This window comes from Lysobacter korlensis (assembly GCF_042434515.1).
Genome location: NZ_JBHLTG010000012.1, coordinates 1 through 14087, shown reverse-complemented (window position 1 = coordinate 14087; position 14087 = coordinate 1). Strand labels below are relative to the sequence as shown.

Below are 14087 nucleotides of genomic sequence, written 5' to 3'. Positions count from 1 at the left end.
TTCGCAATGCCACTTATAGCCGTCATTCCGAACGCGAATGACCCCGTCAGTTTAGGCTGGTAACAGGCTCATTACGCAATCGACTTCTACGCAACCAGGTATCGCTACTTTCGTGTCTTCTCCAGCGACGGACGCATCCGTCACCGCACCCCTCCCGATCTTCGCCGAACGCCCCAGTTGGCGGGACACCTTCTCGGCACTGCGCGTCTTCAACTACCGCCTCTACGTGATCGCGCAGCTGTTCGCGAACACCACCGGCTGGATGCAGCGGATCGCCACCGACTGGCTGGTGCTGCAGCTCACCGGCAGCATCGGCCTGGTCGGCCTCACGGTCGCGCTGCAGTGCCTGCCGATCCTGCTGTTCGGGGTGTACGGAGGCGTGCTCGCCGACCGGCTGCCGAAGCGGGTCACCATCCTCATCACGCAGGCGACCGTGGCGGTGCTGAGCGGCTCCCTCGCGGTGCTCGCGATCACCGGCGCGGTGGAGCTGTGGCACGTCTACGCGATCGTGTTCGTCATCGGGATGCTGCAGGTCGTCGAAGCGCCGGCCAGGTCGGTGTTCGTGAACGAGCTGGTGGGGCACAGCCACCTCCGGAACGCCATCAGCGTCAACGCGTCGATCTTCCACCTCGGCGGGCTGCTCGGTCCCGCGATCGCCGGCGGGATGATCGTGCTGGTGGGCGCAGGCTGGGCCATCGGCATCAATGCCGCAGCCGGGCTGATCACCATCGGCTCCCTGCTGCTGATGCGCAGGTCGGAACTCCGGGTCGCGGCGCCGGTGGCGGCGGCGCGCGGCCAGATCCGGGAGGCCGTGCGCTACGTGCTGAGCAAGCCCACGATCGCCTGGCCGATGGGGATGCTGCTCTTCGTCGCCGTGTTCGGGATGTCCATGCCGACGCTGCTGGCCGGCATGGCGAACTCCGCGTTCGGCACGGGCGCACAGGGGTACGGCCTCTACAACTCCTTCGCGGCGATCGGTGCGCTCACCGGCGCGCTGCTCTCGACGCGCCGCACGTCGCTGCGGATCCGCTCGGTGATCCTGGCGGGGCTCGCCTATGGCGTCTTCATGCTCTCCGCCGGACTCGCGCCGGTGGCGCCGCTGTTCCTCGCCATGCTGGTCGGCATCGGCATCACCAGGCTGCTGTTCGCCACCGCGGCGGAGTCGCTCAGTCAGCTGACGTCGAACGTCGCCATCCGCGGGCGCGTCATGTCGATCTACATGATGATCATCATCGGCGGGCAGGCGATCGGCGGTCCGCTGCTCGGGTTCCTGGCCGATGCGTTGGGCCCTCGGCAGGCGTTCGTGCTCGCCGGCGGTGTGCTGACGACCGCCGCGATCACCCTCGGCATCCTGCTCGCACGCAAGGGCAGGCTGCGGCTGCGGGTCGGTTTTCGCCAGCCGCGGCTGGTGCGGATCGTGGAGCGCTCCGAGCCGCGCGCGGTCGACACCCCGTCCCGCACCCGGGCCGCCGGCGCCGAACGCCGCCGCTTCGCTCAGGCGCGCCGGTTCGCGGTGCGCCCGATCACTCAGGCGCGAACGACCGTCACAACGCTCGTTCGGACCGGGTCAGCAGCTGTTCGACCTCGTCGACGCTCGCAGCGGGCAGACGCTGCTCGCCGATCGGATTCATGACGTCGTTGGCGATCGACTCGATCAGCCCGTCGAGCATCTGCACGGCGTCGTCGACGATCTCGGTGCTTCGCTCCTGCGTGCCGTGCAGCAGCCACTTCGCGATCTCGAGCTCCGCGTAGAGCATCGCCCGGTGCCGAACCTGCCGGTCGATGTTGCCGCGCTCACGCCCGTAGGACTCGAGGGCCGCATCCGAGACGTACTCGTCGCTGGCGCCGAGCACCCAGAACAGGTCTCGTGCCGGGTCGCCGACCCGAAGGTCCTGCCAGCCGAGCACGCCGGACACCTGGCCCTCGGTCACGAGGAACGAGTCGGCGCTGAGTGAACCGTGGATGACGGTCGGCTGGAACTGCCACAGCTGCGCCTCCTCCGTGGCCCGGCCCCACCGCGCCAGCAGCCCCGCCGGGACCAGCCCGGTCGCGGCGGCCCGCTCCAGCACGGTGATGCAGGAGCGGCGGCTGTCGAGCGCGGTCTGCGTCGGCAGCCCGGCATCCGCGACGAAGCTGGTCGGCAGGCTGTGAATCGCGGCGATCGCCCGGCCCATGCCGGTGGCGAGCTCCGGGGAGATCTCGTGCAGCGGCACCTTGGACCCGTAGACGAACTCGTATACGCAGGCGCGGGTGCCCTCGAACGGCGTCTGTCCGGCGAACGTCGACACCCGGAACGGCAGACGCTCGCGCACACCGGCGCTCAACGCCCGGAGCGCCACGAGGTCAGCGGACTGCTCCGCCTGTGCCCGGTCGTTGCGGGGGACGCGGATGATCCAGTGCTTGCCGTCGCGGTCGGTGAGGAGAGCGCTGTCGAAGTCGCCATGCGCTCCGGTGCCGAAACGCGAAGCGGCCACCACATCGATGCCCGCGACGGCGGATGTCGCCAGCGCGGCTAGAGTGAGATGGGTCCTGGCCATACCGAACAGGGTAGGTGGGCCCTTGTTCGGCAAAGCAATCCGCCACGCCATTCTCAGCGCATGATGGGCTCCAAATGACCGCGTCGTTCCCCTTGCGGTTGCCGCTGTCGAGGCACGGTGTCGACCGGGATTCGCTGACCCGGGAGGACGCGGCGGCGCTCGAGGCGCTCCGGTCGTCGGACGCCGCGCTGGTGCTGCCGCTCTGGAACGGCACCGCCCTCACCGACACACAGGATCGGCTGCGCTTCGTTCGGGTGAGGGACATCCCAGAGTCGCCCCTCTGGATCTACCTCGGCCGCATCGCGGACGGCGACGCGACCGAGCATGACGGCGCGCCGGTGTTCTCCGCGGTGATCGATGACGCCGTCGCCGCGGGACTCGACGGGCAGTGGGAGAACCTCCGCACGCTCGGGCATCGGCTGAGCAGCCGCGACGCGGGTCTCTTCACCCAGGCGCTCGCGATGGCGAACTGGCACGCCACCCACGGGTTCTCGCCCCGCACGGGCGCGGCGACTCGCCCCGAGAAGGCCGGCTGGGTGCGGATCGATCCGTCGGACGGCAGCGAGCTCTACCCGCGGACCGATCCGGCGGTGATCGTCGCGGTCACGGATGCCGAGGACCGGCTGCTGCTCGGCTCGAACGCGATGTGGGAGAGCAACCGCTACTCGCTGCTCGCCGGCTTTGTGGAGCCGGGGGAGTCGTTCGAGTCCGCCGTCGAGCGCGAGGTCCTCGAGGAGTCGGGGTTGAAGGTGATCGACCCGGTGTATCTCGGCAGCCAGCCGTGGCCGTTCCCCGCTTCCGTCATGGTCGCGTTCTCCGCGCGCGTCGACCCGGATGCCGACAACGTCGCCACCCCGGACGGGACCGAGATCCTCGAGCTGCGCTGGTTCAGCCGGGAGGAGCTGCGGGCCGCGCTGCCCGGCCTGAGGCTCCCCGGGCGCACGTCGATCGCCCGCGCGGCGATCGAGCACTGGTACGGCGAACCGCTCCCGGGGGACTGGTGAGAGGGGGAGCATGAGCGCGAACGACCTGCTCGCTGGACTCGACGAGCAGCAGCGCGTCGCCGCGGAGGCCCTGCTCGGCCCGGTGTGCATCCTGGCCGGCGCCGGCACCGGCAAGACGCGCGCCATCACGCACCGGATCGCGTACGGCGTCGCCTCCGGCGTCTATGCCCCGAACCGGGTGATGGCGCTCACCTTCACCGCCCGCGCCGCCGGTGAGCTGCGCACGCGGCTGCGGCAGCTCGGCGCTGCCGGCGTCTCCGCCCGCACCTTCCACGCCGCGGCGCTGTCGCAGCTGTCGTACTTCTGGCCGCAGACGGTTGGCGGCACGATGCCGAAGCTGCTGGAGAGCAAGGGCAGACTGCTCGGCCAGGCCGCGGAGACCCTGCGGCTGAAGATCGACACGGCCGCCCTCCGCGACGTCGCCGCGGAGATCGAGTGGCGCAAGGTCTCCTGCCTCACCATGGAGCAGTACGAGCGTGCCGCGCACACCCGCGCGCTGCCGCCGAGCATCGACGTCGGGCGGATGGTCGACCTGCAGTCCGCGTACGAGCGGATCAAGGACGAGCGGCGGCAGATCGACTTCGAGGACGTGCTGCTCGCCGCGACGGGAATGCTGGAGGCGGAGGCACGGGTCGCCGAGCAGGTGCGCGCCCAGTACCGGTTCTTCGTCGTCGACGAGTACCAGGACGTCTCCGCGCTGCAGCACCGCCTGCTCACCCAATGGCTCGGTGACCGCAGCGACGTGTGCGTCGTCGGCGACGCCTCCCAGACGATCTACTCCTTCGCGGGCGCGTCGAGCGACTACCTGCTCGGATTCGCCTCCGCCTACGACGACGCGGCCGTCATCCGGCTGGAGCAGAACTACCGCTCGACCCCGCCGATCATCGACACCGCCAACCGGCTGATGCGGGGGCGCCCCGGAGCCTTGGAGCTCGTGCCCGCGGCCGGCTGGACGGCGGAGGGGGGCACCGAGCCGACCATCACCGCCTACGCCAGCGACCGGGACGAGGCCCAGGCCATCGCGCAGTCCATCGCGGCGCGGATCGCAGACGGCGAGAAGGCGGAGGGCATCGCGATCCTCTACCGCATCAACGCGCAGTCCGCCGCGATCGAGGCGGCGCTCGCCGACGCCGGTGTCAGCTATCTGGTGCGCGGCGCGACGCGGTTCTTCGAGCAGAAGGAGGTGAAGCAGGCGCTGATGATGCTGCAGGGCGCCGCCGTCTCCATCCGTGACGAGCCGCTGTTCAAGACGGTGAGCGACGTGCTGCGGAGCCTCGGCTGGACCCAGGAGCCACCGGAGACCCGCGGCGCGGTGCGGGACCGCTGGGAGGCGCTGAACGCGCTGATGAGCCTCGCCGAGGCGACCCCGGTCGGCACCTCGCTGCGGGAGTTCGTGAACGAGCTGTTCGAGCGGCAGGCGGCGCAGCACGAGCCGACGATGTCGGCGGTGACCCTCGCCACGATGCACTCGGCGAAGGGGCTCGAGTGGGACACCGTGTACCTGCCCGGCCTCTCCGAGGGGCTGATGCCGATCAGCCACGCCAAGGGATTCGACGCCATCGATGAGGAGCGGCGGCTGCTCTACGTCGGCATCACGCGCGCCCGGAAGGCCGCGCACCTGTCGTACTCGGAGTCGGCGCCGAACCGGAACGCGGCGCGGCTGCCGAGCCGATTCCTCGCAGAGCTTCGTCCGAGCACAGGCACCCGTGGTGGCGTGCCACAGCGTGCCGGGTCGATGACCCGCTGAGGCGCAGCACCACGGAGTCTTGCTGCCGGTCCGGCTTGTCGGTCAGCGCGGCCAGCACGCCGCGCACGGCAAGCACTGCCGCCTCGGTGGACAGCAGGGCGGTCTCCGCATGTCCGCGCCGGCCGAGCAGTTGGGTCGCGAGCGCCGGCCATGCCGGGTCCTCATCGATGTGCGCGAGCTCGAGGCAGTAGAGGCACGGGCCGTCGCCGGGAATGAGCACCGGCCCGACCCGCACGCCGGTGTCGCTGAACACCACCGGCAGGTGCGGCACATCCCGGCGAAGCCAGAACGAGAGGTGCCAGGGTGCCAGCACGAAGTAGCCGACGAGCACGGCGGCGTTCGCATCCAAGGTCGCGGCGGTTCGTTCATCCCGCGCCAGGGATACGCGGATGCCCTCCGCGCCAAGGAGGGTCGCGATCCGGTCGGCGGTTGGCCCGGGGCCGCAGACCGCGACGTGCGCCCGCGGCGCCGGTGATGGCCGTTCGAGCACCGGGTCCAGCGTGTCGAGGAGACGCCGCACCTCATCCCGGGCGAACTCGCTTCGGCCGGCGAGCGTTTCGAGGGCAAGCTCCGTGGTGCCCGTGACGACCGCGGCGAGCAGCCTCTCCTGGAGCGGCGAGACATCCGTCATCACGACGCGCGCCGGATCCAGGCCGATCTGCAGGCTGGTCGGCGTCCGCCACAGCACGGGCACCTTCGGGTCGAGTCGCACCACCATTCGCCCATGATGGACAACGCCCCGCACGGGCGTCGCCCGTTCTCCACATCGACGCAGAAACGCGGGGTTTCTGTTCCCGTTCCGGCCTAGTGCACCCGTTCCGCCGGACGCACTAGACCGAAACGGGAACAGTAGCGATGGAGAGGCCGAGGCGGCTACTCCTCGCGGGGGCGGTCGCCGCGGTCGTCGTTGAGGAGGTCGTCGATGGCACGGTCGATGTCGTCCTCGACACGCTCGGTCTCGCCGAGCCGGGCGATCAGCGCCGACGGATCGTCGATGTCGGCTCCCGTCGGCATGACGTCCGGGTGCGCCCACACGGTGTCGCGGGCTTCCGGGCCGACGGCATCGGTGACCTTCCGCCACATCGCGGCCGCCTCGCGCAGCCGGCGCGGCCGGAGCTCCAGACCGACGAGCGTGCCGAACGCCGACTCCGCCGGCCCGCCGGACGCACGCCGTCGGCGCACCGTCTCGGCGATGGCGTCGGCTCGGGGGAGACGCAGCGTCGCCTTCGCGGTGACCACGTCGACCCAGCCCTCGATGAGGGCGAGCATCGACTCCAGCCGGGCCAGCGCGGCGAGCTGCTCCTCCGACTTCGGCGGGATGAGCGCGCCGCTCGTCACCGCCTCACGCAGCGCTTCGGGATTCGAGGGATCGAAGTCGGCGGCGAGCTCCTCGAGGCGATCGGTGTCCACCCGGATGCCGCGAGCGAACTCGGTGATCGAGGTGAGCACGTGCAGCCGCAGCCACTTCGCCTGCCGGAACAGCCGCGCGTGCGCGAGCTCGCGCACCGCGAGGTAGAGCTGCACCTGGTCGACCGGGATGTCGAGGCCGCGCCCGAACCCGTCGACGTTCTGCGGCAGCAGCGCCGCGTCGTCGCCGAGCAGCGGGATGCCGATGTCGCCGCCCGACACCACCTCGCTGGAGAGCTGCCCGACCACCTGGCCGAGCTGCATCGCGAACAGGGTGCCCCCGAGGTTCCGCATGATCTGCCCGGCGCTCTGCATCATCCCGGCCATCTCCTCCGGCGCCTGCTCGCGCAGCACCTGGGTGAGCGCGTTGGCGATGGAGGTGGCGACCGGCTCGGCCAGCTGGGTCCAGACCGGCATGGTCACCGTCGCCCACTCGGTGCGGCTCATCAGCTTCGGAGTGGTCGCGAGCGGGGAGAGGGAGGTCGCCTCGTCGAGCCACAGCTCCGCGACGTGGAACGCCTGCTCCAGCGCGCTGCGCTCCGCAGGCAGCGTCGGCACCGTGGTGGGGGAGGCGATGTTCTTCGCCTGCTCCCGGGCGATGCTCCAATTGATGCCCTCACCGGAGGACTGGAGGGCGGTCTGCAGCTGCTCCATCATCCGCTTGATCAGCTCGGGGTCGGCGGGCAGCCCGGCGGCGCTCGCGAGCCGGGCGGGATCGATGTCGGAGTTGCCGGCGAGGAACTCCCTGAGCATGTCGCGGAACTCGTCCTCGTTGTCGTTCCGCGGGTCATCAGCCATGCGAACTACGCTAGCGGCTGCACCTATTCGCTTGCCCGACTTGCGCCGTCCCGGACCCCGGCGGCAGTGCGCCTGGAGCGAACGCGTGCGCGATTCCTTTCCCAAGCACCAAGGAGCCAGGTGGTCCTCTTCCTCGACACGGAGCCGGAGGCGCCGCCGTCGACCGAGCGACGCCGACGGATCGGCTGGTTGCTCCTGCTGATCGGGCTCGCGGCCGCATCCGTGCTGGCGCTCAGCCCCGCGCCGTACGTGATCGAGAAGCCGGGCCCGTACTACGACACCCTCGGCTCGGTGCAGTTCCAGGGCGAGACGGTGCCGCTGATCGAGATCCCCGGCGAGGAGACGTACCCGACCGAGGGGGAACTGACCCTGCTCACCGTCACCATCGAGGGGAATCCGGACCGGCTGCCGACCTGGATCGACATCGCCCTCGCCTGGCTGCAGCCCAGCCGCACCGTGGTGCCGGTCGGCGTGGTCTACCCGCCCGGATCCACGGTGGAGGACACCACCGAGCGAAGCCGCATCGACATGGAGAACTCGCAGCGGGAGGCGATCGCCGCGGCACTCACCGAGCTCGACTACGAAGTTCCCGGGCACCTGCTCATCGCGGGCACCCAAGAGGGTGGCCCGTCGGACGGCGTCCTCGCCGAGGGCGATGTCGTGGTCAGCGTGAACGGCGACTCGTTCGACGACGTCACGGCACTGCGGGAGGGCATCGCCGCCAACGGCACTGATCAGCCGGCCGAGGTCATCGTGGAGCGGGACGGCGAGCAGGAGACCTTCCAGATCACTCCCGAACTGAGCGACGGCGAGAACCCTGCGCCGATCCTCGGCATCCTGGTCGGCGCCGAGTACGAGTTCCCGATCGACGTGACGATCCAGCTGGAGAACGTCGGAGGGCCGAGCGCCGGACTGATGTTCGCGCTCGGGATCATCGACAAGCTCAGCCCCGGCGCGCTGAACGGCGGTGAGGAGGTCGCCGGCACCGGCACCATCACCGGAACCGGGAACGTGGGACGGATCGGCGGCATCCGGCAGAAGATGTACGCCGCGCTGGAGAGCGGGGCGGACTGGTTCCTGGCCCCGGCGGACAACTGCCCGGATGTCGTCGGCAACGTGCCGGACGGGCTGACGGTGTTCCCGGTCGCGACGCTGGATGACGCGATGGAGGTGCTCGACGCCATCCGCACCGACGGCGGGATCGAGGAGCTCGCGACCTGCGAAGCGGGTTGAGCGCACTCAGCACTCCCTCGGCGGATCGAGACCGCGCCGTTACTGCCCGCCGGATGTCACCGGAACCTCCCAGATAGACTGGGGGCCGGCCGACTGGCCGTCCTTGCAGTCACAGCAATCAGCACCACCGAGCCGAGGGTGAGTCCTTGAGCAGCACAGTAACCCAGCCCCCGAACAGAACCCGCGCCACCATCGCGATCGGCGCAGCGATCCTCGCCGTCTTGGTGATCCTGTTCTTCATCTTCGCGAGCCTGTACACCGAGGTGCTCTGGTTCCAGCAGCTCGGCTTCCAGGACGTGCTGTTCACCCAGTGGGCCGCCGGTGCGGTGATGTTCCTCATCGGGTTCGTCGCCATGGCGGTGCCCGTCTGGCTGAGCCTGCAGATCGCGTTCCGGTTCCGGCCGGTGTACGCGAAGCTCAATGCGCAGCTGGACCGCTACCAGCAGGTGGTCGAGCCGCTGCGCCGCCTGGCCATGTTCGGCATCCCCGCCGTCCTCGGTGTGTTCGCCGGGGTCTCGGCATCAACCCGTTGGCAGACGGTGCTGCAGTGGCTGAACAGCACCCCGTTCGGGGAAGCGGACCCGCAGTTCGGATTGGACGTGTCGTTCTACGTCTTCCAGCTTCCGTTCCTGCACTCCGTGGTCGGCTTCGCCTCCGCGGTCGTGCTGCTCTCCGGACTCGGCGCGCTCGCCACCCACTATCTGTACGGCGGCATCCGCGTGAACGGCCGTGAGGTGCGGATCTCGAAGACCGCCCGCGTGCAGCTCGCCATCACCGCCGGTCTGTACATCCTGCTCCAGGCGGTCAGCATCTGGCTGGATCAGTACACGACCCTCTACGACCGGAGCGCAGGCTTCCTGCCCAACGGTGCCGGCTACACCGAGGCGAATGCCGTCATCTGGGGACGTGCCACCGTCGCCGGTATCGCGGCGCTGGTCGCCATCCTGTTCTTCCTCACCGCGTTCATCGGCCGGTGGCGGCTGCCCATCATCGGCACGGCGCTGCTCGTCGTCTCCAGCATCGTGCTGGGCTCCGTATACCCGTGGATCGTGCAGCGGTTCCAGGTGGAGCCGAGCGAGCAGTCGCTGGAGGCGCAGTACATCGAGCGGAACATCGAGGGCACAAGGCAGGCCTATGGTGTGGCGGGCATCGAGGAAGTGCCGTACAACGCGACCACGGACGCCGAGCCGGGTGCGCTGCGCGAGGACGCCGAGACCACGGCGAACATCCGAATCGTCGACCCGGCGCTGGTCACCGACACCTTCCGCCAGCTGGAGCAGGTGCGGCAGTACTACCAGTTCGCCCCGTTCCTGGATGTCGACCGCTACACGATCGACGGCGCCACCACCGACACCGTCATCGCGCTCCGCGAGCTGAACCAGCAGGGGCAGAGCTCCGGCGGCTGGTACAACAACACGATCCTCTACACCCACGGATTCGGTGTCGTCGCGGCGTACGGCAACCAGCGCGCCTCCGACGGTGAGCCGGTGTTCCTCGAGTCCGGCATCCCCTCGACCGGTGTGCTCAGCGAGGAGCTCGGCGACTACCAGCCGCGCATCTACTTCGGTGAGGAGTCGCCGGAGTACTCCATCGTCGGCGGCCCGGAGGGGGCGGAGCCGCTCGAGCTGGACTACCCGTCCGGCGGCGAGGAGGCCACCGGCCCGCGCACCACGTTCGCCGGCGACGGCGGCCCTGTGCTCGACAACGTCTTCAAGAAGCTGCTCTACGCGATCAAGTTCCAGTCGGAGCAGATCTTCCTCTCCGAGGCGGTGAGCGACCAGTCGCAGATCCTCTACGACCGCGACCCGCGTGATCGTGTTTCGAAGGTCGCGCCGTATCTGACCCTCGACAACGACCCGTACCCGGCGATCGTGGAGGGCAAGATCGTCTGGATCGTGGACGGCTACACGACGAGCGACAACTATCCGTACTCGACGGTGCAGCAGCTCTCGCGAACCATCGCCGACACGTACACGCCCGAGCCGCTCTACGCCGTGGACGACCTCAACTACATCCGCAACTCGGTGAAGGCCACGGTCGACGCCTACAGCGGTGAGGTCAAGCTCTACGCGTGGGACGACGAGGACCCGGTGCTGCAGACCTGGCAGAAGATCTTCCCGACGAGCCTCGACCCGATGAGCGAGATGAGCGAGGAGCTCCTGTCGCACGTGCGCTACCCGGCGGACCTCTTCAAGGTGCAGCGCGCCATCCTCGGTGACTACCACGTCACGAATCCGAACTCGTTCTACGAGGGCGAGCAGGCGTGGATCACCCCGAACGACCCGGGCTCCGCCGAGGCGCAGCAGCGCCTGCAGCCGCCGTACTACCTGACGATGCAGGTGCCGGGGACGGACGAGCCGGCGTTCACGCTCTACTCCACCTTCATCCCGGATGCGACTGGTGAGGGCGCGCGGAACGTGCTGACCGGATACCTGGCAGCGAACTCCGACCCGGGTGAGGACTACGGCAAGCTGACGCTGCTGACCCTGCCCGGCCAGAACACCGTGCCCGGACCAGGCCAGGTGTACAACACGTTCCGCTCCGACACGGAGGTCGCGAACCAGCTCGCGCTGCTCGAGCGGGGCAACACCGAGGTGCTCCTCGGCAACCTGCTGACCCTCCCGGTCGGTGGCGGCCTGCTCTACGTCCAGCCCGTGTATGTGCAGGCGACGGGTGGCACCAGTTACCCGCTGCTGCGCAAGGTGCTCGTCTCGTTCGGCAACGAGATCGCGTTCGAGGACACCCTCGACGCGGCCCTCGACACCCTGTTCGGCGGTGAATCCGGAGCCGATGCGGGTGACGTCGACGTGGAACCCACGGATCCGACCGAGGAGCCGACCGACCCGGGTGAGGAGCCGACGGACGAGCCGACGGCCACTCCCGAGCCGACCGAGCCGGCCGAGCCGGGTGACGCGCTGGCTCAGGCGCTTGCCGACGCTCAGCAGGCGCTCGAGGACCGGCAGGAGGCGTACGCGAACAACGACCTGGTCGGGGCGGCCGAAGCGGACGAGCGACTGCAGGACGCGATCGAGCGGGCGCTGGCAGCCTCCGAGTAGCCTCGGTCGTTGGATTGATCTGCTGAGCCGAGCCGGTTCGGTCCCTGAGGTAGAAGGGTCCGGACCGGCTCGGTCCGCGACGGGCTCCAGCCCCCGAAGGGACCGAACCGAATGACCAATCGCCCCGTCGACCTCTCCGGAGGCGAGTGGCTCGAGACGAACCGTGCGCAGTGGGACGAGCGCGTCCCGGTGCACGTCGGAAGCCCCATGTACGACCAGTCCGCCCTGCTCGCTGGGAACGGTCGGCTGTTCCTTGTCGAGGAGTCCGAGCTGCCGCGCATCGCGCCTGAAGGCTGGGAAGGCCTCCGGGTCCTGCACCTGCAGTGCCACTTCGGCGCAGACACCCTGGTGCTGGCTCAGCGCGGCGCGACGGTCGTCGGCATCGACTTCTCGAAGCCGGCGATCCAGGAGGCACGAGGCCTCGCGGATCGAGCCGGGCTGGCCGATCGGGCGCGCTTCATCCACGCCAACGTCTACGACGCCAGACACATCCTCCCCGAGCCGGACTCGTTCGACGTGGTCTTCACGACCTGGGGCACCATCGGCTGGCTGCCCGACACCGCCGAGTGGGCGCGCATCATCGCGTGGTTCCTGAAGCCGGGCGGCAGGCTCTACTTCGCCGACGGTCATCCGGCGGCGTTCGTGTTCGAGAGCCGTGGTGGTGCGCTGCCCACGTTCGCGTACCCGTATGCCGAAGTCGAGCCGATCGTGATCGACGAGCAGGGCACCTACGCCGACGAGACGGCGCAGTTCGAGCACACCCGCACCTTCGAGTGGATGCACCCCCTGGGGAAGACCGTCACCGACCTGATCGACTCCGGCCTGCGCCTCGACTTCCTGCATGAGCACTACTCGGTGCCATGGAGGATGTTCGACGAGCTCGAGCACCGCGAGGGCGTGGGCTGGCGCTGGCCGGGGGAGCAGTGGCTCCCGCTCGGCATGAGCCTCGGCGCGACGAAGCCACTCGGTCCCTGAGCCAGTCGCAGCGACCGAACGGGTTACTCCCTCCCGGTCCCTGAGCCCGTCGAAGGGACCGAACCAGTCGCCTGGTCCCAACCAGCAACCAGCGTCTCCAAGAACAGCCTCCGATACCGCGCCCCATCGACATCGAACACGACGTCGACCAGCCCACGCTGGATGCCGACGGGCCGCTCAGGCTCGGGTCCCGTGCGGAAGTCGACGAGGGTCTGACCCCGCGCCACCGTCCCATCGAGCACGACCTGCACCGGCGCAGCCCTGGTCACCAGGGCATCCGGATCAATCACCGCGCACACGGCACCGGCGTCGCCGATGCACGCCGCGGCTTCGGCGGGGATGCGCTCGTCGTCGCCGCCCATCCGCGCGCTGTGCTGCAGCAGCCGGCCCGCGACCTGCGCCACGGGCGCATGTGAGTCGATGAGCCGGGTGATGGTCGACTCGTCGACCGCAACCCTGTAGAACGGCTCAAGTCCGTACATCGTGATCGGCACCCCGCTGCGGAACACGACCTCCGCTGCCTCGGGGTCATGGAAGATGTTGAACTCCGCCGCCGCCGTCGCGTTCCCGAGCCCGATCGCTCCGCCCATGCAGACGATCCGCTCGACGTTCCGCAGCACCTCCGGATACATCCGCAGCAGCACGGCGATGTTCGTCATCGGCGCGAGGGTCACCAACGTGAGCGGTTCGCCGCTGTGCTCAATGGTCCGGCGCAGCAGTTCGACGGCATGCTCGCGCGTCGGCTCCAGGCCGTGCGGCGCCAGCACCACATCGGCGATCCCGTTCCGCCCGTGGAAGTCGTCGGCGTGCTGCGGGGGCTCGAGAAGCGGCGCGGACATCCCGGCAGCGACCGGCACGGCGTCTGCGCCCATGAGCTTCAGGATGCCGAGCGTGTTCTCGACGACCTGATCGAGCGGAACGTTGCCGCCGACGCAGGTGACCGCGCGAAGGTCCAGGCGGGGATGGGCGACGGCCAGCATGAGCGCGAGCGCGTCGTCGACCCCCGTGTCGACATCGAGGATCACCGGCTTGGTCGTGGACTGCCTCATCGATCCAGGATGCCAGCGTTCGCCCACCGCGGACCCGGGCGGAATCGTGCGCCTCCCGCACCTGATATGCTGGAACCACGCCGCGGGGTGGAGCAGTTCGGTAGCTCGCTGGGCTCATAACCCAGAGGTCGTAGGTTCAAATCCTGCCCCCGCAACGATGTCCTGTCTCAGGACATAGGAAACTCCCGAACCCTCAGTGGTTTGGGAGTTTCTTCGTTTTCTGGGGTTGGTAATCGCGGTTCGGGTCGAGTTCCAGTTCGCGGAGTAGTTCTCCGGTGGCG

General features: G+C 69.3%; 9 protein-coding genes, 1 tRNA gene and 1 pseudogene. 7 read left to right on the top strand and 4 right to left on the bottom strand.

Features of this window, described 5'->3' with window-relative positions; translation table 11 throughout:
• Positions 1-112 precede the first annotated feature (112 nt).
• Positions 113-1633, top strand: a complete 1521-nt coding sequence (locus tag ACFFGH_RS30750; protein WP_386676067.1) for an MFS transporter — start codon at positions 113-115, stop codon at positions 1631-1633.
• Here ACFFGH_RS30750 and ACFFGH_RS30745 read toward each other — a convergent pair.
• The gene (locus tag ACFFGH_RS30745) at positions 1545-2537 is read right to left on the bottom strand and encodes a phosphotransferase (protein ID WP_386676065.1); all 993 of its coding nucleotides are present in this window, start codon (positions 2535-2537) and stop codon (positions 1545-1547) included. The genes ACFFGH_RS30750 and ACFFGH_RS30745 overlap by 89 nt on opposite strands.
• Positions 2538-2611: 74 nt before the next feature.
• On the opposite strand from ACFFGH_RS30745, the gene nudC reads away from it, so the two are divergent.
• Together nudC and ACFFGH_RS30735 are read left to right on the top strand one after the other, a co-directional pair.
• A complete protein-coding gene (gene nudC, locus ACFFGH_RS30740) occupies positions 2612-3541 on the top strand; it encodes an NAD(+) diphosphatase (RefSeq protein ID WP_386676063.1) in 930 nt (309 codons plus the stop codon).
• Between the two features lie 10 nt (positions 3542-3551).
• Positions 3552-5114, top strand: a pseudogene (locus ACFFGH_RS30735) (ATP-dependent helicase); the annotation flags it as partial.
• Between the two features lie 19 nt (positions 5115-5133).
• Here the strand turns inward: ACFFGH_RS30735 and ACFFGH_RS30730 are convergent.
• Both ACFFGH_RS30730 and ACFFGH_RS30725 read right to left on the bottom strand, forming a co-directional pair.
• A complete protein-coding gene (locus ACFFGH_RS30730) occupies positions 5134-6006 on the bottom strand; it encodes a TOMM precursor leader peptide-binding protein (protein ID WP_386676061.1) in 873 nt (290 codons plus the stop codon).
• Positions 6007-6161: 155 nt separating this feature from the next.
• Positions 6162-7493, bottom strand: a complete 1332-nt coding sequence (locus ACFFGH_RS30725) for a zinc-dependent metalloprotease (RefSeq protein WP_386676059.1) — start codon at positions 7491-7493, stop codon at positions 6162-6164.
• Positions 7494-7613: 120 nt separating this feature from the next.
• On the opposite strand from ACFFGH_RS30725, the gene ACFFGH_RS30720 reads away from it, so the two are divergent.
• The 3 genes from ACFFGH_RS30720 to ACFFGH_RS30710 all read left to right on the top strand — a co-directional run bounded on the left by ACFFGH_RS30720 (position 7614) and on the right by ACFFGH_RS30710 (position 12757).
• A complete protein-coding gene (locus ACFFGH_RS30720; RefSeq protein ID WP_386676057.1) occupies positions 7614-8726 on the top strand; it encodes a YlbL family protein in 1113 nt (370 codons plus the stop codon).
• A 146-nt stretch (positions 8727-8872) separates the two neighbouring features.
• Entirely contained in the window at positions 8873-11782 is a 2910-nt protein-coding gene (locus tag ACFFGH_RS30715; RefSeq protein WP_386676055.1) for a UPF0182 family membrane protein, read from the top strand.
• Positions 11783-11893: 111 nt separating this feature from the next.
• Positions 11894-12757, top strand: a complete 864-nt coding sequence (locus ACFFGH_RS30710) for a class I SAM-dependent methyltransferase (RefSeq protein WP_386676053.1) — start codon at positions 11894-11896, stop codon at positions 12755-12757.
• Between the two features lie 23 nt (positions 12758-12780).
• On the opposite strand, the gene ACFFGH_RS30705 is transcribed toward ACFFGH_RS30710, so the two are convergent.
• The gene (locus ACFFGH_RS30705; protein WP_386676051.1) at positions 12781-13806 is read right to left on the bottom strand and encodes a nucleoside hydrolase; all 1026 of its coding nucleotides are present in this window, start codon (positions 13804-13806) and stop codon (positions 12781-12783) included.
• Positions 13807-13887: 81 nt separating this feature from the next.
• Between ACFFGH_RS30705 and ACFFGH_RS30700 the strand changes: the two genes are divergently transcribed.
• Positions 13888-13961 (top strand) — tRNA-Met (locus tag ACFFGH_RS30700).
• Positions 13962-14087: the final 126 nt, after the last annotated feature.

Coding starts and splice junctions, on each gene's coding strand:
- ACFFGH_RS30710 (WP_386676053.1), top strand. CDS start 11,894: ATGACCAATCGCCCCGTCGACCTCTCCGGAGGCGAGTGGCTCGAGACG.
- ACFFGH_RS30730 (WP_386676061.1), bottom strand. CDS start 6,006: ATGGTGGTGCGACTCGACCCGAAGGTGCCCGTGCTGTGGCGGACGCCG.
- ACFFGH_RS30725 (WP_386676059.1), bottom strand. CDS start 7,493: ATGGCTGATGACCCGCGGAACGACAACGAGGACGAGTTCCGCGACATG.
- nudC (WP_386676063.1), top strand. CDS start 2,612: ATGACCGCGTCGTTCCCCTTGCGGTTGCCGCTGTCGAGGCACGGTGTC.
- ACFFGH_RS30745 (WP_386676065.1), bottom strand. CDS start 2,537: ATGGCCAGGACCCATCTCACTCTAGCCGCGCTGGCGACATCCGCCGTC.
- ACFFGH_RS30705 (WP_386676051.1), bottom strand. CDS start 13,806: ATGAGGCAGTCCACGACCAAGCCGGTGATCCTCGATGTCGACACGGGG.